Here is a 17354-nt window from a genome sequence, read left to right on the forward strand (position 1 = left end):
AGCTATTTCTTAACTCGGTACTTTCTTTAACTTTGCCGCTCTTTGCACGATCTTTAGTATTGGGTCTATGTATCTATAATGTCATATTTGGAATTGCTGTCTTTTTGACGTAATTTACTGCTCCCTTTTAGTTTAGCAATGACACTAGTAAAGGCGGTCTAGTAAAAAGCTAGCAATATATATTACTTCTATAGTGACAATAATAAAAGAATAATATAGTATGAAAAATATCAAAGGCTCAACTATAACATCAATCAATAATTTAATAAGGATTATGGAAGAGATAAAAGACTGGGAGAAAGATTTTGAGATGTGTATTTATGCTAAGAAATTACTAGGTAAAGTAATATATTTAAATAGCATAGTAAAAGTATCACCGGTTGATGTGCTAGAAGTAAAGAAAGCGATATACTACGCCAGGAAATATCATGGAAGTCAAATGCGTCGATCAGGAGAGCCATATTACTCTCATCCGATAGAGGTAGCATATATGGTATCAGATTATTTATTTAGAACAGATATTTTAGTGACCGCAATACTACACGATACATTAGAAGATACAGAACTAACCAAGGATCAGATAACACAAAAATTTGGGTGGAAAGTAACCAATCAAGTAATGGATTTAACAAGGATTAAAGAGGACGGCATAAAGATTAGTGCTGCTGAAACAGTAGAGATCTTATATAAAGAAAAGAAACATGATGTACTGTTAATAAAACTCTTTGATAGGCTGCATAATATGCAGACAATAGGGGCTAAATCTCCTGAGAAAATTAGTAACACTGTAGAAGAAACTATGCATTATTTTTTAGTGTTATCTAAATACTTAGAATTATTAGATATAGAAATTAATCTTTTAGAATTATGTGCTACTACTCTTACAGTACCGAATTATTATTTAGATCATTATCACTTATTTTCTTTGGATAATTACCAACTTCCTTTTCAAGTTTTTCAAAATGATATAGACCAAAAGTATATCCTACAATTAAAGGAATTAGTATAATCAATAATCCGTAGTGTCCAAAAATATGTACAAAATATGTGATCCCAAAAGATGTTACAATGTACATGAGAGCATGTGCTATTGCATATGTTACATTTACATAAGTAAAACGTTTAAAAATGGGAAAATGTTTAAAAAATATTGGCATAGCTGGTGTTTGTGCGAGTCCGCATGTTATAGGTACTAATTGTATTAATAATAAATGTAAAGGTGATGTTATATTATCTAATAAGTAAGGACAAAATATCATTATAAATGTAAATATTAATAATTTAACTTTTAATATTATTAATGGATATATCTTATAACTAAGATATATCATTATACAGTAGATTACTAATCCGATTGTTGAAACTATAAAATTTTGATGTATTACTTGTGCTGCAGTATAATGGAAAGAGTTTTTTAGAATATTTCCACAATGGATATAAGTAAAATATAAAGAGACTGGTCCTCCACATAATGTGAAAAAATTTGCAATTATTGTTTTCTTACTTACATTTTCTTGCATAATAGGATTAATCTTTTGAGCTTTTAATTTAGTTGCATCTAAGATATTTGTGATTCGTCGTTTTGCATTAACAAATTCTGCTGTTTCGCGAAGAGATGTTCTTGCTAAAAAGCCGATAACTGCTACAACTGCACCAATCCAAAAAGCGATCCGCCAATTAAAACCTTGTGAAGTTACTAGAGAAGCTACAGCTAAAGCAAAAGTACCACCTAAAGCAGATAAACAACCTGTTAATGTAACAGCGGCATATTGTATTGGAGGTTTTGTGATTTCAGTAATATAAATTCCAGCTCCAATTCTTTCTCCCATTGATGAGATACCTTGTATCATGCGGCATACTGTCATAATGACAACAGCCTTCATTCCAATTTGGTCGTAAGTTGGTAAATTAGCCATAACAATACAAGAAATAGCCATCATAAATGTAGTAATAATAACAGTTACTTTTCTACCTATGGTATCACCTATATAGCCAAAAATTAATGCTCCAAAAGGTCTTAAGGCATAAGTGGAGCAAAAAGCAGCAGCAGACAAAAATGCTGCTACATTTGGATCAGATTTTGGAAAGAATAATTCATTAAGAAGTACTGCCATGTGCACATAGAGCATAAGGTCAAAGTACTCTAAGAAAGTACCAATTGAAAGTAATCCTACTGCCTCTTTTTGTTGTTTTGTTAGAGAAGCAAATGTCCCTTCACCATGTCTAATATATTCTGGCATATATGATTTTATTTGATTAATTATCTATCTAACTGTAATAGTAATAGTAGTTACTTAATTTGTCTATTTTTTTTTGCAAGAGGATTTATAGAGGGGCTCAGATAGCAATAGATTTATTCTTTTGTGTTGCTCAAGGGTATCAGAAAGTTTGTTTTATAGCGACTAGAAGTCGCATATCAAGCTAAAGCTTATTCAAGCCGTATGTGAGAGAGATCATGTCTGGTTCATGTACCTCAATATGTCTTTAATCTCTTAGGGTTTAATTCCCCGAAGGTCTGCTTCGTGATATACTAGATGCATGGAAGAAAGCAGTTATATACATAAAAGTCATAATGTCACAGTACTAATATATCATTTAGTAACACCGGCAAAGTATAGAAGAGTAATATTCAAAGAGGAACTAGACGATTATTTATGTAAAATTTGTGAGGACATAGAAGCTCGTTATGAAATTAGATTTTTGGAAATAGGAGTAGATAAAGAACATGTACATTTTTTACTACAGTCAATACTAATGTATAGCCCAACAAAAATAACTCAAATCATAAAAAGTATTACATCTAAGGAAATGTTTAAGAAATATCCAAATCTTAAAGAAAAATTATGGGGAAGTGAGTTTTGGAGTAAAAGGGTATTAGGAAGAATCGTGCGTAAATACACGCTAAGAAACGCGAGTGTCGTATTAAGATGCCTAATTATGGTTAATTAACTTGAAAAATCCTTGTTACTCCAATCTTTTAAGCACTTTGATAAGTTTCACACCTCAATACTTGAACATAAAAAATGCAATTTATGATTTTTAGCTAATTTTATAACAAAAATAGTATTATCAATATCCCTGTATCCTAGTATTTATCAGCTATTCCGCTCCTTTGTGAATACGAAATTCGCGTTAAGAAATTAGCTGCTATTTGATTAAACTTTTATCCAGTATATATTCTCCGTATAAAATAACGCGAGTTTCGTATTAAGATGCCTAAATTATAGTTAAGGAATTTGCCACAATCCTGATTTTTTAAGGCTTTTGGGAGATTGGATAAGTTTCATACTGTAATAATTGGAGTCAAAAAAGACAAATTGCTGAAAATTTATGCATTTTAAGCCCATTTTATAACAAAAACAGTATTATCAATATCCACCGTAACCCAGTATTTATCAGCTATACAGCGACTTTATGAATACGAAACTCGCGTTACAGTCAATACCAATGTATAGCCCAACAAAAATAACTCAAATCATAAAAAGTATTACATCTAAGGAAATGTTTAAGAAATATCCAAATCTTAAAGAAAAATTATGGGGAAGTGAGTTTTGGAGTAAAGGATATTTTATGAGCACAGTATGTAAACATGGTGATGAGCGGAAATTACGTAATTATGTAAAAAATCAAGGTTCAGGCAAACCTTCTTATAAAGCATTTCAACAAAAACAGTTAAAACTTTTTGGATAGATACCTCGTAGCTCTGCTGCGAGGAGTATCATTTGAATAAATTTTTAGTTATGTTATACCAGCAGTTTTCAGGAATATTTGATTTGTTACTAAAACCACATATAATTAAATGATCTTTAGCCCTAGTCATTGCAACGTAGAGCAGTCTTATATATTCTTGTAAATCCTTTAACTTTTCTGCGTCTTTCATTTTTTGTAAAAATTCAGGAGTGTCAGCAGTATTAGCAGAAAAGAACATTCGACCACTTGTATAACTTGCTTCTAAAGGTAATTTATGGGTCAATCCGGTACTCACATCCTCACGTACTAAAGTGTACGCTGCGGTGCTGCGTTCCGTGTTTCCTATAAATTCCTCTTTATTAGCTGCGTTTTCCAAATGCTCTATTCCCCCATTATCATGCCAAATAAATTTACTACTGCTTATAGGTAGGGTAGTGGAGTCGCATAATATAACAATTGGGGCTTCCAAGCCTTTAGAGCCATGTACTGTCATCACTCCTATTTTATCAGAATGCTCCATATCACGTTTAATCCAAATATCGTTATTCTCAAACCAGGCTACAAAGCTTTGCAGCGAATTATCCATATCATTTGCGTAATTACTGCTTAGTGTTAGCAGCTCATTTACCATATCATCAATATGTAAATCTAGAGTATTCACGATTAAATTAAAAAAATTATCGAGAGTGGAATTTTGATAAAGCTCAATAAAAGAAGTAAGCCTATTATATATATCCAAATGCGAGGATAGATTTTCCCACAAACTTCCATCGTTTTTATTCATCAAAAGTTCATATAATTGTCGTTCGCTAATGCCGATAATCGGTGATTTAAGTAATGCTGCAAGATTTAAGTCATCGTAAGGTAAAAGTACAAATTTAGCTACCGAAATTAAATCCATTATCGGCAAATGCTCTTTAAGATTTACTTTATCGCTTGCCTCAACTTTAAGTTCAGCTTTGTTAAGCTCTTTTATCAAATTATTGCTAAATTCATCTCGCTTTCTTACCAAAATCATAAAATCTTTTTCAGATATAGGGTTACCGGTCGAGGGCAGAATTTCTTTGCTAGCTATTTTTTCCTTTATAAAGCTAACAATTTTTTCTACAAGTAAATTAGCTGACGAAAGAGCATTGGCATAATCTTGTGGCAATGCCCAAAAAAGTTCTTCTTGTTTTTCGCTTGTCATCAAAGACCAAATCGTTACAGAACCAGTATGTGTACGAAATGCAGAAATTACCGGATTATCGGACAAAAAAAAAGTAGGGTAATGAGCTTTTATATATTTAAAAACTTGATGAGTAAATTGTAAAATTTCGCCGCTTGATCTATAAGAATATTCAAGCGTAATATTCTTAAATTTTTTATTTGCTTTAGCGAGATTTGCTTGTAATTTTTCATTCACTAAATTAAAATTCGTAAGATTAGCACCTTGAAAGCTATATATAGATTGCTTGTCATCCCCAACGATAAAAATACTACTATCAGGTCTATTAAACTCGGTTATTAGAGTGGTGATTATATTCCATTGTTCATGGCTCGTATCTTGTGCTTCGTCGACAAGTATATGATCAATCTCGCTTTCAAGCTTATGCAATAACCACTCATGTATAGCCTTATTCTGGAATAATTTTTCAGTATGGTAAATTAAATCATCATAATCAAGCAAGTTATTTTCTTCTTTAAATTTTTCATATTTTTCTAGTAAAATATAAGCAAGTTTAGAAAGTAAATTAGTATGATATTCTAGCTCTTCTATGCGATATTCTTCGTCTAATTTATAAATTTGAGATGTTAGCTTCTCTAGCTCTAACAGCAATTTAGGATGTTTCTGGGTTAGCTCTTTTGATAAAAGGCTTTTACGTTTTTTTCCATCTTTAGTAAAAAATAGTTCTTTTGGCTCTATTTCTAAATCGTAATCTGCAAATAAATTTTTTACCTTATCATAGATATTATTTAGCTCGGATAGTGCTAGTCGCTTATTATTTATTTCTGCCGGAATAGTTTTATAAGAGAATAATTTTTTAAATTTAATTTTTTGGTCAATAATCTCACTAAAAATATCCTGCAAAGTTATTTCATGAAAACGATTTAATAAAATTTTAATTAAATCATTATGCTCATCACTTAAATAAATTTCATTTCGTATTTGTAGAAAAATATCATGTAATTTCGTCTCTTCAAGAATCTGAAATTCTGGTGTTATACCAGCTTCTACAGGGAAAGTTTTAAGGATTTTTTGACAAAATGCATGAATGGTGTAGATATTTAGAGGTTCATTATTGTTGAGTAATTTACTATATAGATTTTTTGCATTTTCCAGTTCTAAGGCAAGTGGCTTCTGACCGCTCATTGAGAAAAGTTCTTCTTCTAGTTTTTGAGAATCGCAAAGAGAAAAAGTTTTGAGTTTGTTGCTAATTCTTAGCTGCATCTCTACGCTGGCTGCATTAGTAAAAGTAAGGCACAAAATGTTTTGAAAATTTACTCCTTTAATTAATAACCGCAAAAACCTATCAGTTAAGATTTTGGTTTTACCTGTGCCGGCAGACGCCGACACCCACACAGAATAATCAGGATCAGATGCTTGTTGTTGTAGGTTGTTCATTTGTTTTTGCGTGTGAATGACAGAGAGCGCCTATAAATCCTATAAATTACAATTAAAGATGCAGCAAGTCCAAACCAAGTAAGAGCATATTCTAAATGATCGTTTCTAATGACTGCTAGATGATTTATTGAAAGTGGTAGTAAAATATCTAAATTACTTATGTCCTTGCTTTCTTCAATAAGATAAAAATTCTCAAGATTTAATCCTAAAACTTTAGATGCTTCTTGTAAGTCTAGGGTTAACCAAACGTTGTTTTTAATGTCGTTAGCCAGCAAGTAGCTGCGGGTTTTTTCGGACGGCATAGTAACGCCGATAAGCTCATGGGGTTGGTCATTGGTTGCTTGTGTAATAATATTTTTATTGCGGTTGCTAAACCAACCTCGTGCTACTAAAATAACCTTATTATCATTAGTTTCAAATGGTGTTACTAAATAATAACCATCTTTCTCGCTCGACATTGAACGCCTACCATATAAATATATATCTTTATCAGGTAAAAAATGCCCATGAAGTTTTATTTTTTGATAAGGTAAGTTGTCATGAATTTCAGCAAAATCAATTGCAGGGGAGGTAAGATTTTCTTGCATCGATGCTAAAAATATTTTCTTTTCTTTTAAGCGGTTAAGCTGCCAAAAACCTAAAGAGACAAGTATTATAAAGGTTATTAGTACAGTGATGTTTGTTTTCATAATTGGGTTTTAGGAATGTTAATAATCGTCATTGCGAGGAAATTACGTAGTAACTTGTACGTACGCAATCTCATGCAATAGTATAAAATTCCTGAGATTGCCACGTCGATGCTATGCATCGTCTCGCAATGACGCTTTACGAAGCCGGTTTTAAAATCTTGCTCAAGAATTCCTTATGTTTTTGTAATTCTTCTTTTGTTGGTTTAATAACGGGAATATTCTTATGTGCTTGAGAATCTAAGCGATTATAGCATAAGTTATTTATTTTAGCAGCTTTATCAAGTATCTTAAAAGCTGACTGCCTACCGCCGGTTAGTTCTACATATACCTCAGCAAGTAAAGCTGCATCTTTAAGAGCACCATGAAGTTGCCTACCGGAATTATCTACCTTAAATCTTTTACATAAAGCATCAAGGCTATATTTTGATCCAGGAAACATACTCCTAGCCATCACTAAGGTATCAATAGCATGTTCAAGCTCTAGAAGTTTAATTTCAGCTCTTTTTAATAATAATAATTCATGATTTAAAAATTTAACATCGAAAGGTGCATTATGAATAACAAGTTTACTATCGGCAATGAACTCTAAAAAATCATCTGCAATAGTATGAAATAGTGGCTTATCTTTTAAAAACTCACCGGCAATGCCGTGAATTCTATAAGCCTCAAACGGCATGTCTCGCTCTGGATTAAGATAGAAATGAAAATGTCTGCCGGTTAGTACCTTATTTACCATTTCAATAGCACCGATCTCAACAATTCGGTGACCACCTTTTGGATCAAGACCTGTAGTTTCCGTATCCAAAATTATTTCTCTTAAACTCGACATTCTAAATTTGTTATTAGGTTATTTATTTGTTTGTTCAAGTCTAACATATCAACGCCACTATTTATAGCAAAATCTGCTTTTGCTATTTTGCTCTCTTGCGAAAGCTGAATTTCTTTAATCTTATTATAGATTTCCATATCAAAAGAAGATCTAGTTGTTGCCCTTTGTATTCTTATTTCTTCAGAGCAATGTACTGTCACGACAAAATCGAAATATTTATCAAATTTAGCTTCGTATAATAGCGGTATTTCAGCAAACCCAAATTTGGAATTTGCATTTTCCTGTTTAAATTGAATTAGCTTATCTATTAGCAGTGGATAGATAAAATTTTGTAATTTCTCACGTGCAAGATCATTGTTATAGATTAAATTACTAATCTTTCCAATGTTAAAAGTTTCAAGCTCCGGCAATAATTTTAAAATAACAGCTTGTATTTTTAAGTCCTGATATAATTCTTTTATACATCTATCGGCACAAAAAGTTTTATATCCTTTTTCTGCTAAATAATCCAAAATAAAAGTTTTGCCCGATGCATAGCTACCGGTAATGCCTATTGCTAACATTTTGTTATAAAAATTTTATGTTCATTAGCGAGTTTTATAGTTTTCTCTTCTTCAGCTATAATTACTTGGTTTTTTTGAATTGCGACGCCTTTGTAATTATATTTAGCAAGATTTTTTATAGTATTAATGCCGATAGTAGGCAAATCTAGCCTATTATCCTGTCCTATTTTTGAAAGCTTAATAAGCACTCCCCCATGAGATTTTTTACGTAAGTCTGTACATCTAGCTATTAAATTATCTGTTCCCTCGGCCGCTTCTATGCCAAGTACATAACCATCTTCAACTATAACCGACTGACCAATATCAAATTTACTTAAATGATTCAGTAATTTTACTCCAAATTCAATATCTTTTTTATCAGAACTTGTAGGGATAGTATCAGTTATAATATTAGAATCACATTGTTGATTTTGGTATATCTCACTACTTGAAATTACCTTAAAGCCATAACTCTCAAAAAAACTAGCTACTATTCTTAATAAATTATCATCCCCACGAATTTTCTGGCTGATCATTTTCAGAAGTAATAAACCGCCTATTGAATCTACAGCTAAGTTTTTAAAATTTGGTCTATCGACTCCGCCTATAAAAATAATATTTTTTACGTTGTGTTGTGTAAAATACTTAATAGCTGCTCCAACCATACCGATTTTAAGAGGTTGATACTCGAAGTCCTTAATTAATTCTATATCAGCTTCGCCCTCTATCGCAGCTATATAACAATTACCACCCTGTTTTCTATAGTTACCTGCTATTAAAGAAGGCAATGAACCTTTACCGGCAATAATTCCAAGATTTGGTAGCATAGAAGATTTTTTAATTTAAGTAATATTTATTATAAGTATACAAGTATATAAATAATATTTATTATTGAATATATTTAAAACATAAATCTAAAAACCTTTACAAATTAATCAAATTAAGCGATAATAGTAAGTGCTAATATAGCTATAGTAATAAACGTAATTTAGAATAGAGGTTGCGGACTCGGGGGCAGTACCCGACGCCTCCACCAATACTCATACTCGATGAATTTCAAAAATTGGCTACGTTGTCCTACAAGTACTCCGGTACTCACGTATTAAGTATACGCTCCGTTCCTCATCTTGTGGACGCCTTGCTCTTTTTGAAATTGATCTTCGTATAATAATATGATGCAAATACTGCTTGTATTTTAAAAATTGAATTTTATTTTGATGTGTGAGTGAGCGGAGCGTATACTTAATACGTGAGCATCACGAATCCCTGATAAAATGAAAGAGCAATTTTTAAAACACAAGTAGTATTTTGAGGGGGCGAAATAGGATCGACGTGCCTAAAAAAAATTGCTTTTACTCGGGATGATTCCGCCGCAGGCTTTTGCCTTACGGGTCAAAACAAAGAAACGCAAACGATAATCGTTTTGTAAGAGCTCCAGCTTTAGCTGTAGCATAACCTTACGCGGCTTGGGGGTTTGCCGGGCAACAGAAAAACCCTCAAATATACTCGTTTTATTTGAAATACGCTGAATGTTGTTTTTTGCTTTTAATCTCAGGTATTAAGTATATGTAGCTAGTAAAAGCTTCAAAACGCCTGGCTCTTTTCCAAATAAAACTTCGTCTACTTACTTATATTATTTATTTCTTCTATATATGAATATCGAATATAAAAAATTTTTAAATGAATCTATGCTGGAATTTATAAAAAAGGTTTTGGCAAGGATTCAGCATGAAAATTTATATTGGGATCAATTGATATATATATCATATAAGACCGATCATCCAGCTGTCATTTTGCCTTTAAAAGTTAGACAAGCATATCCGAAAGAAATAACAATAGTACTTCAGAATCAATTTGAGAATATAATAGTAAAAGATACCGGATTTTCTGTAATGTTGAGTTTTAGCGGTATTAAGGAAACAATCTATATACCATTTGATGCCCTTATTAGTTTTGTTGATTCAAGCAATAGCTATAGTTTTACTTTTAATCAGCAATTAAATATTCAAAATAATAATACAGCTGAAATATTGAAAATAGAAAAGCAAATTCTGGAAAAAGAAAATAATGATAAAATTGATGAAGCTTTACTGTCAAAAAATGTTATTATGCTAGATAAATTCCGTAACTCTCCCAAATCTAAACCTATTAAACCTAGTTAAAATATTGAAAGAAGATATATCGAAAGTAGTTATATATACTGATGGTGCCTGTTCTGGCAATCCAGGTCCAGGAGGATGGGGAGCATTACTTCAATTTAATGAGGTGAATAAGGAAATATTTGGGCATGAGCTTGAGACTACTAATAACCGTATGGAAATTACAGCAGCTCTTGAAGCACTAAAAATTCTAAAAAAACCTTATCATGTGGAAATTTATACTGATAGTAAGTATTTGCAGCAAGGTATTACCGTTTGGATCCATAATTGGATAAAAAACAACTGGTGTAAAAGCAACAATGAACCCGTTAAAAATGCTGATTTATGGCAAAATTTGTACGAAGAATTAAGCAAACATACTATCATTTGGAAATGGGTGAAAGGACATGCAAGTAATAGCGGTAATATTGCTGCTGATAAACTTGCAGTACAAGGAAGACAAACTGCTATAGAAATTTTAAAATGTCATGGATAAATAAGTTTTTTATTACTTTTTTTCATAAAAAAGTAGGAGAAGATGAGTTACTAAACCAATATTACGAAAGTAAGAAGCTTGACTATTTAGGGCGTCCTAAAAGATCTGTTATTTATAAAAATGCTAACGAACCAACAAAAATTTCACCAAGTTGGCATGCATGGTTGCATCATTTAGTAAATGAAGTACCAAGAAATATTAAGCTTTTTTCTTGGCAAGAAAGTAATAAAATAAGCCAAAAATCGTCTAAATCGTCAAATGCTAGATATAGCAGATGGCAACCATAAATTAACTATTTAGTATAAAAAACAATGAAACAAAATATTATTGAAACAATTATCGGTTTTGCAGTATTAATTATTGCTTTCCTATTCTTAATTTTTGCTTATAAAACTGGCAGTTCTATGACTAACGCCAAAGGCTATCAGCTCACTGCCAGCTTTCAAAGTGCTGAAGGGATATCAGTCGGAAGTGATGTGATGATTTCAGGTATAAAAATCGGAAATGTTAAAAAGATTTTTTTAGATCCAACCAGCTATTTTGCTATTGTATATTTAAATGTCAATGAGAATGTTAAAATACCTAAAGACTCAAAAGCTCAAGTAGTTACTAGTGGTCTACTCGGAGGTAAATATATTGCAATCGTACCAGGAAATGATAACGATGATTTAACGCCTAATGAGGAAATAAAATATACTCAATCGGCTATTAATATCGAATCTTTAATTAATAAAATTGTTTCTTCATTCGGTAGGAAGTAAATCCCTTAATATCTGGGCTTTACTTCCTCTTTTTGGAATTACAAATTTAGTTTTTATATCATATAGTTTTTTAAGAGAATTAATTAATCTCTTAGGGTTTAATTCCCCGAAGCTCTGCTTCGTGATATACTAGATGCATGGAAGAAAGCAGTTATATACATAAAAGTCATAATGTCACAGTACTAATATATCATTTAGTAACACCGGCAAAGTATAGAAGAGTAATATTCAATGAGGAACTAGACGATTATTTATGTAAAATTTGTGAGGACATAGAGGCTCGTTATGAAATTAGATTTTTGGAAATAGGAGTAGATAAAGATCATGTACATTTTTTACTACAGTCAATACTAATGTATAGCCGAACAAAAATAACTCAAATCATAAAAAGTATTACATCTAAGGAAATGTTTAAGAAATATCCAAATCTTAAAGAAAAATTATGGGGAAGTGAGTTTTGGAGTAAAGGATATTTTATGAGCACAGTATGTAAACATGGTGATGAGCAGAAATTACGTAATTATGTAAAAAATCAAGGTTCAGGCAAACCTTCTTATAAAGCATTTCAACAAAAACAGTTAAAACTTTTTGGATAGATATAGCTTAATGCGATAAGGTAATGACTTTTTTAAGAGCATAGTAAACCGCATCAAAAAAGTGCTCAAAATTAGAAACAGTTTTTCTTATTTCGTTCTTGATTTTAAACCAGTAATGCTCAATAGGGTTTAAATCTTACTATTACCCACAAATTTTACCACTAACAATTGATAGCATCATTACGCTCTCTTGAAGGATTTCATATCCCCGCCATAAAGACATTGCTCCGGGCAACCCATCACTCTTTCTTGCCATAAAGCCTCCTAATTTACCAAGCAAAATAATAGCTTCTTTTATATTTGGAGGCTTGCCAGGAGTATTATTTGTTCTGTGCACGCGCATATAAAGCGTTTTCCATTCTTGGGTGGTAAGTATGCTATCGCAGCTCTCTTCAGGACAAGTTGAGGCTATTTTTGATAAATATAAAATTTTAAAAGCAATGAGGCTTTTTATGGCAATTAATTTTTGTAGCTTTGTTTCGGCAGATAAGCGAGAGGCTTCTATCTTGCATCCTGATTTCAGAACTCTAAAATATTCTTCTATTTTCCATCTTAGCTTATACCAAGTTATACGCTCAACAGCATCTTCAAAGCTACTCACGGGGATGTTGGTCAGTATAGTCCAATCGATTGCCTCTACTCCAACAGGGGCATTAATTTCTTTAGCGCTTACAACATAAACAGCTAATTTGTCACTGATTTTGTGATCAGTATTTTCAGGGCCATATAAAGATACAGACCTAATTGGTATGTGCCCATATGTGTATTTAATTTCAACATTTGCTTTTCTTGCTTTATGAAGTCCATTGCCTGGGATTTTCAGTCTAATCTCTTTCTTGGACTGTAGCTTACTTATTTTCGTTTGTATTTTTGTTTTACCATTTTCCGGGCAAATAAATTTCCTATCCTGTCTGTTGCGAATTACAAATTCTGCAGCTGATTCTTCAATTTTCCATAACAAATCAAAGATATCTGCTTCTCTATCTCCAACCGTAATAACTCTAGTATTTTCAGGAATATTGGCAATTGTTTCCTCAAACGCGTTAATCCATTTATAGCTTTCTTTATCTTTGATGTGAGTGATATACTTACGCCTTGCTTTTTCCTTCTGATCCTCTTCCCTTGCGATACGTGCCCAACATTGCTGAGAGGTAAGGCCTAAAGGCAGACCTCCTGGCGTCACTATAATAGTACTATGCATAATAAGACCCTGTTTGTGCTTTGTATAAGCTTTGGAGATACTGCCTAGCCCTTTTGTCTTAATATGAGTGTCATAATCCAGGTAAGTTGTATCCTGAATTGCAAACACTAAATTTTTGCCTTGGATTCTATTTTGTGTTTCCACATGATGCGAAGAATAGACTTCATCTATATCAAACTTATCATTGCTAAATAGTCTGTAAGCTCCCTTCGCATCTTTCCAGGATCTGCAACTTTGATTTATTGTGCCGGATGCTTTGCTATCAAGTAAGTTACTGGTTTTAATAAGCCGATTTATAAGTCTTTTATCTTTAAAGTCAACATGCCTGAGCTCATTCTCTAACCAACCAGTGCTTGATATATTTATCCCGTATGTTACTATATCTTGCATATCGCCTATCCTTCTTATTTAAAATGATCAGTGAATACTCTAGCAGCATTTTATAATTGTGGGTAATAGTAAGGGTTTAAATCAGGAGAGTAAGTTGGTAAAAATAAAATACTGCAACCAAAAGATTCAATTAACGTTTTCACTTTTGTACTTTTATGAAAATTAATATTATCCATTACTACTATCTGACCAGGCTTTAACTCTTTGATCAATATCTCTTGTACATAAGTTTCAAAAATGTCCTTATTACATGTCCCATCAAATATTATTGGGGCAATAATATCTTTGGCAGACACCCCAGCAATCATACTAATCAGTGATTTATGTTGATAGACCCTTTCACCATAACATCTTTGACCGATAATGCTCCACCCGTGTTCTCTACAGCTATTATCTTCTATCCCAGATTCATCGATAAATACTAAATCTTGTTTGTCTATAGTTTTTAGTTTCAATATAAACTCATTCCTTAGACCAACATCTCTTTTGGGATGAAGAAAAGTTTTTTTTATAACTATAACCTAATTTAACGCGAGTTTCGTATTCAAAAAGTCGCTGTATAGCTGATAAACAGTGGGTTACGGGGATATTGATAATACTGTTTTTGTTATAAAGTGAGTACAAAATACAAATTGCTAATTAAAATATGGTATTTATAGTATAAGAAAAAAGTTTATAGGTTATTGAAAAAACTTTAAGAGCAATAACCTATGATAATGGATTTTACAGAAATATTTTGTTACGTCGATGATTTTTTTCAAGAATTAGACAAGCATACAAATTCAATTACTAACCATAACAACAAATCTGGTCCTAAAAGTCGACTTAACAGAAGTGAGGTAATAACAATTATAATAGGCTACTGGCAGTCATCTTATGATTGTTTTAAGAATTATTATCTGAAGCAAATATGGATTTATCATCAAAGAGATTTTCAATTAGTAAGCTATAGTCAATTTATAAAAATAATAGGTCCACATTTACCACTATTAGTACTGATATTCAATTCTATTTTGGATCAGTGTGATGGCCTTTCTTTTGTAGATTCAAGTAGTATAGAGGTATGTAAGAGATACCGTATTTCAATGAATAAAGTGTTCGCCGGCATAGCAGCACGCAGTAAGACAACAAAAGGTTGGTTCTATGGACTTAAACTACATCTAATAATTAATAGAGCCGGTGGTATAGTTAAAGCATCTTTTAGCCCTGGCAATAAGGATGATAGAAAACAGCTGGAACTGATGATCAAAAATCTTTTTGGTAAAGTATTCGGAGATCGTGGTTATATTTCACAACAATTATTTCAACAACTTTTAGAGCAAGGAATTTTTATGGTAACTAGGGTAAAGAAAAATATGAAAAATAAACTTATGTCTATGTTGGATAAAATATTATTGCTTAAAAGAGCATTAATAGAATCTGTGTTTAGTAAAATTAAACTATTGGGGAAGTTTGAGCATTCAAGGCATAGATCAGTTACAAATGCCTTTGTGCATATGGTTGCAGCACTGATAAATTATCAAATGTCTGATAATAAACCTTCTATTACATCTCTCTTGATATGCTAAATCCTATGCTATATTAATTCGAAACTCGCGTAATTTATTAAGCAATCTTGATATCGTACTTGCAGATACTTTTTGACTCCAGTTGTTAGCTAGTTCCATGGTGGTTTTATCAAAATTTAATTCTATAAATTTTTTAAATCCCTCTATGTCTCTTATTATTCTACGATGTCCTGTATGATAACCACTTTTTGCTTTGATATCGCCGGTTTGTTTCTTTAATTTTTTCCATTCTATTATAGTCTTCCTACTAATAGAGTATATCTCAGAAGTCTCTTTTATTGTTTTACCATCTGTTAAACTTTTTATTACTCATATTCTTAAATCGTATGAATATGCCTTTGCCATAAGTTTTTCATTTAGTATAATCTAACTCATACTCTAAGTCACTATCTTATCGCATTAAGCTATACCTCGTAGCTCTGCTGCGAGGAGTATCATTCTTAATGTTCATTTTATCTTAATGCCATTTATCAGTTGGCTTCCGCTCTCTCCTTCTGATAACATCTTGAAAATAAACTGCAAATTTGTTGCACCAAAATCTTACTGTCTCATGACTCAAAATAATACCTCGATATGCCATCTGTTCTTGAACATCTCGGTAGCTACTATTAAAACACGCGAGTTTCGAATTAATATAGCATAGGATTTAGCATATCAAGAGAGATGTAATAGAAGGTTTATTATCAGACATTTGATAATTTATCAGTGCTGCAACCATATGCACAAAGGCATTTGTAACTGATCTATGCCTTGAATGCTCAAACTTCCCCAATAGTTTAATTTTACTAAACACAGATTCTATTAATGCTCTTTTAAGCAATAATATTTTATCCAACATAGACATAAGTTTATTTTTCATATTTTTCTTTACCCTAGTTACCATAAAAATTCCTTGCTCTAAAAGTTGTTGAAATAATTGTTGTGAAATATAACCACGATCTCCGAATACTTTACCAAAAAGATTTTTGATCATCAGTTCCAGCTGTTTTCTATCATCCTTATTGCCAGGGCTAAAAGATGCTTTAACTATACCACCGGCTCTATTAATTATTAGATGTAGTTTAAGTCCATAGAACCAACCTTTTGTTGTCTTACTGCGTGCTGCTATGCCGGCGAACACTTTATTCATTGAAATACAGTATCTCTTACATACCTCTATACTACTTGAATCTACAAAAGAAAGGCCATCACACTGATCCAAAATAGAATTGAATATCAGTACTAATAGTGGTAAATGTGGACCTATTATTTTTATAAATTGACTATAGCTTACTAATTGAAAATCTCTTTGATGATAAATCCATATTTGCTTCAGATAATAATTCTTAAAACAATCATAAGATGACTGCCAGTAGCCTATTATAATTGTTATTACCTCACTTCTGTTAAGTCGACTTTTAGGACCAGATTTGTTGTTATGGTTAGTAATTGAATTTGTATGCTTGTCTAATTCTTGAAAAAAATCATCGACGTAACAAAATATTTCTGTAAAATCCATTATCATAGGTTATTGCTCTTAAAGTTTTTTCAATAACCTATAAACTTTTTTCTTATACTATAAATACCATATTTTAATTAGCAATTTGTATTTTGTACTCACTTTATAACAAAAACAGTATTATCAATATCCCCGTAACCCACTGTTTATCAGCTATACAGCGACTTTTTGAATACGAAACTCGCGTTAAAACGATGATATAACCATACTGCATGGCTAATGATGCTTGCTGGAAAACGATGTCTCTTCGGAGCTTGAGTAATACGCATAATGGTGAAATTTAGAGATAAATGGTTACTGCTATTCTATAAATTATTCCATGCATTTGCTCAATACTTAATTTACATCTCT

Annotated in this window: 16 protein-coding genes, 1 other RNA gene and 2 pseudogenes; 10 read left to right on the top strand and 9 right to left on the bottom strand. The window is 31.9% G+C overall.

Translation table 11 applies throughout. The annotated features are described in order from the left end of the window. Positions 1 to 274: 274 nt before the first annotated feature. Positions 275 to 1009 (top strand): HD domain-containing protein, encoded by a 735-nt coding sequence (locus tag ACOAL3_RS07315; protein WP_419234710.1) that lies wholly within the window; start codon positions 275 to 277, stop codon positions 1007 to 1009. On the opposite strand, the pseudogene ACOAL3_RS07320 reads toward ACOAL3_RS07315, so the two are convergent. Continuing rightward, positions 927 to 2240: pseudogene (locus ACOAL3_RS07320) on the bottom strand (MFS transporter); the annotation flags it as partial. The gene ACOAL3_RS07315 and the pseudogene ACOAL3_RS07320 sit on opposite strands and share 83 nt — an antisense overlap. A gap of 298 nt (positions 2241 to 2538) precedes the next feature. On the opposite strand from ACOAL3_RS07320, the gene tnpA (ACOAL3_RS07325) reads away from it, so the two are divergent. Together tnpA (ACOAL3_RS07325) and tnpA (ACOAL3_RS07330) are read left to right on the top strand one after the other, a co-directional pair. Continuing rightward, positions 2539 to 2949, top strand: coding sequence for an IS200/IS605 family transposase (gene tnpA / locus ACOAL3_RS07325; protein WP_419234711.1), 411 nt, complete (start codon positions 2539 to 2541; stop codon positions 2947 to 2949). Positions 2950 to 3414: 465 nt separating this feature from the next. Continuing rightward, positions 3415 to 3690: an IS200/IS605 family transposase gene (tnpA, locus tag ACOAL3_RS07330; protein WP_419234712.1), complete on the top strand. Its 276-nt coding sequence runs from the start codon at positions 3415 to 3417 to the stop codon at positions 3688 to 3690. A gap of 28 nt (positions 3691 to 3718) precedes the next feature. Here tnpA (ACOAL3_RS07330) and ACOAL3_RS07335 read toward each other — a convergent pair whose 3' ends face one another. The 5 genes from ACOAL3_RS07335 to ACOAL3_RS07355 form a co-directional block, all read right to left on the bottom strand. Further along, on the bottom strand, positions 3719 to 6295 hold the full coding sequence (locus ACOAL3_RS07335; protein WP_419234713.1) for a UvrD-helicase domain-containing protein: 2577 nt from the start codon (positions 6293 to 6295) through the stop codon (positions 3719 to 3721). After that, the gene (locus tag ACOAL3_RS07340) at positions 6292 to 6984 is read right to left on the bottom strand and encodes an SURF1 family protein (RefSeq protein WP_419234714.1); all 693 of its coding nucleotides are present in this window, start codon (positions 6982 to 6984) and stop codon (positions 6292 to 6294) included. The genes ACOAL3_RS07335 and ACOAL3_RS07340 overlap by 4 nt, the downstream gene beginning before the upstream one ends. A gap of 136 nt (positions 6985 to 7120) precedes the next feature. Further along, a complete protein-coding gene (gene dnaQ / locus ACOAL3_RS07345; protein ID WP_419234715.1) occupies positions 7121 to 7813 on the bottom strand; it encodes a DNA polymerase III subunit epsilon in 693 nt (230 codons plus the stop codon). Continuing rightward, positions 7801 to 8376, bottom strand: a complete 576-nt coding sequence (gene coaE, locus ACOAL3_RS07350; RefSeq protein WP_419234716.1) for a dephospho-CoA kinase — start codon at positions 8374 to 8376, stop codon at positions 7801 to 7803. The genes dnaQ and coaE overlap by 13 nt, the downstream gene beginning before the upstream one ends. Beyond that, positions 8370 to 9182 (bottom strand): LpxI family protein, encoded by an 813-nt coding sequence (locus tag ACOAL3_RS07355; protein ID WP_419234717.1) that lies wholly within the window; start codon positions 9180 to 9182, stop codon positions 8370 to 8372. Before ACOAL3_RS07355 ends, coaE begins: the two co-directional genes overlap by 7 nt. Before the next feature lie 92 nt (positions 9183 to 9274). Between ACOAL3_RS07355 and ssrA the strand changes: the two genes are divergently transcribed. The 6 genes from ssrA (at position 9275) to tnpA (ACOAL3_RS07385) (ending at position 12346) form a co-directional block, all read left to right on the top strand. After that, positions 9275 to 9854, top strand: a transfer-messenger RNA (tmRNA) gene (gene ssrA, locus ACOAL3_RS07360). A gap of 153 nt (positions 9855 to 10007) precedes the next feature. After that, complete coding sequence (locus tag ACOAL3_RS07365) at positions 10008 to 10517, top strand: ClpXP protease specificity-enhancing factor SspB (protein ID WP_395477256.1); 510 nt, start codon at positions 10008 to 10010, stop codon at positions 10515 to 10517. A 4-nt stretch (positions 10518 to 10521) separates the two neighbouring features. Further along, entirely contained in the window at positions 10522 to 10989 is a 468-nt protein-coding gene (gene rnhA, locus ACOAL3_RS07370; protein WP_395477257.1) for a ribonuclease HI, read from the top strand. Further along, on the top strand, positions 10977 to 11276 hold the full coding sequence (locus ACOAL3_RS07375; RefSeq protein WP_419234718.1) for an NADH-ubiquinone oxidoreductase subunit NDUFA12 family protein: 300 nt from the start codon (positions 10977 to 10979) through the stop codon (positions 11274 to 11276). The genes rnhA and ACOAL3_RS07375 overlap by 13 nt, the downstream gene beginning before the upstream one ends. Before the next feature lie 24 nt (positions 11277 to 11300). Next, positions 11301 to 11750 carry an outer membrane lipid asymmetry maintenance protein MlaD gene (gene mlaD, locus ACOAL3_RS07380; RefSeq protein ID WP_419234719.1) on the top strand — a complete coding sequence of 150 codons (450 nt, stop codon included), beginning with the start codon at positions 11301 to 11303 and terminating at the stop codon, positions 11748 to 11750. Between the two features lie 137 nt (positions 11751 to 11887). Further along, positions 11888 to 12346, top strand: a complete 459-nt coding sequence (gene tnpA / locus ACOAL3_RS07385) for an IS200/IS605 family transposase (protein WP_419234720.1) — start codon at positions 11888 to 11890, stop codon at positions 12344 to 12346. 142 nt (positions 12347 to 12488) lie between these two features. Here the strand turns inward: tnpA (ACOAL3_RS07385) and ACOAL3_RS07390 are convergent, their stop codons facing one another. Together ACOAL3_RS07390 and ACOAL3_RS07395 are read right to left on the bottom strand one after the other, a co-directional pair. Beyond that, the gene (locus tag ACOAL3_RS07390; protein ID WP_419234585.1) at positions 12489 to 13937 is read right to left on the bottom strand and encodes an IS4 family transposase; all 1449 of its coding nucleotides are present in this window, start codon (positions 13935 to 13937) and stop codon (positions 12489 to 12491) included. A gap of 71 nt (positions 13938 to 14008) precedes the next feature. Continuing rightward, positions 14009 to 14471, bottom strand: a pseudogene (locus ACOAL3_RS07395) (IS630 family transposase); the annotation flags it as partial. Between the two features lie 176 nt (positions 14472 to 14647). Here ACOAL3_RS07395 and ACOAL3_RS07400 point away from each other — a divergent pair. Continuing rightward, positions 14648 to 15505 carry an IS982 family transposase gene (locus tag ACOAL3_RS07400; protein ID WP_419234519.1) on the top strand — a complete coding sequence of 286 codons (858 nt, stop codon included), beginning with the start codon at positions 14648 to 14650 and terminating at the stop codon, positions 15503 to 15505. A 646-nt stretch (positions 15506 to 16151) separates the two neighbouring features. Here ACOAL3_RS07400 and ACOAL3_RS07405 read toward each other — a convergent pair. Next, positions 16152 to 17009 carry an IS982 family transposase gene (locus ACOAL3_RS07405; protein WP_419234545.1) on the bottom strand — a complete coding sequence of 286 codons (858 nt, stop codon included), beginning with the start codon at positions 17007 to 17009 and terminating at the stop codon, positions 16152 to 16154. Positions 17010 to 17354 lie beyond the last annotated feature (345 nt).

Source organism: Rickettsia endosymbiont of Nabis limbatus, from assembly GCF_965196655.1.
Classification (GTDB): domain Bacteria; phylum Pseudomonadota; class Alphaproteobacteria; order Rickettsiales; family Rickettsiaceae; genus Rickettsia.

Coding starts and splice junctions, on each gene's coding strand:
- ACOAL3_RS07315 (WP_419234710.1), top strand. CDS start 275: ATGGAAGAGATAAAAGACTGGGAGAAAGATTTTGAGATGTGTATTTAT.
- tnpA (WP_419234711.1), top strand. CDS start 2,539: ATGGAAGAAAGCAGTTATATACATAAAAGTCATAATGTCACAGTACTA.
- tnpA (WP_419234712.1), top strand. CDS start 3,415: ATGAATACGAAACTCGCGTTACAGTCAATACCAATGTATAGCCCAACA.
- ACOAL3_RS07335 (WP_419234713.1), bottom strand. CDS start 6,295: ATGAACAACCTACAACAACAAGCATCTGATCCTGATTATTCTGTGTGG.
- ACOAL3_RS07340 (WP_419234714.1), bottom strand. CDS start 6,984: ATGAAAACAAACATCACTGTACTAATAACCTTTATAATACTTGTCTCT.
- dnaQ (WP_419234715.1), bottom strand. CDS start 7,813: ATGTCGAGTTTAAGAGAAATAATTTTGGATACGGAAACTACAGGTCTT.
- coaE (WP_419234716.1), bottom strand. CDS start 8,376: ATGTTAGCAATAGGCATTACCGGTAGCTATGCATCGGGCAAAACTTTT.
- ACOAL3_RS07355 (WP_419234717.1), bottom strand. CDS start 9,182: ATGCTACCAAATCTTGGAATTATTGCCGGTAAAGGTTCATTGCCTTCT.
- ACOAL3_RS07365 (WP_395477256.1), top strand. CDS start 10,008: ATGAATATCGAATATAAAAAATTTTTAAATGAATCTATGCTGGAATTT.
- ACOAL3_RS07375 (WP_419234718.1), top strand. CDS start 10,977: ATGTCATGGATAAATAAGTTTTTTATTACTTTTTTTCATAAAAAAGTA.
- mlaD (WP_419234719.1), top strand. CDS start 11,301: ATGAAACAAAATATTATTGAAACAATTATCGGTTTTGCAGTATTAATT.
- tnpA (WP_419234720.1), top strand. CDS start 11,888: ATGGAAGAAAGCAGTTATATACATAAAAGTCATAATGTCACAGTACTA.
- ACOAL3_RS07390 (WP_419234585.1), bottom strand. CDS start 13,937: ATGCAAGATATAGTAACATACGGGATAAATATATCAAGCACTGGTTGG.
- ACOAL3_RS07400 (WP_419234519.1), top strand. CDS start 14,648: ATGATAATGGATTTTACAGAAATATTTTGTTACGTCGATGATTTTTTT.
- ACOAL3_RS07405 (WP_419234545.1), bottom strand. CDS start 17,009: ATGATAATGGATTTTACAGAAATATTTTGTTACGTCGATGATTTTTTT.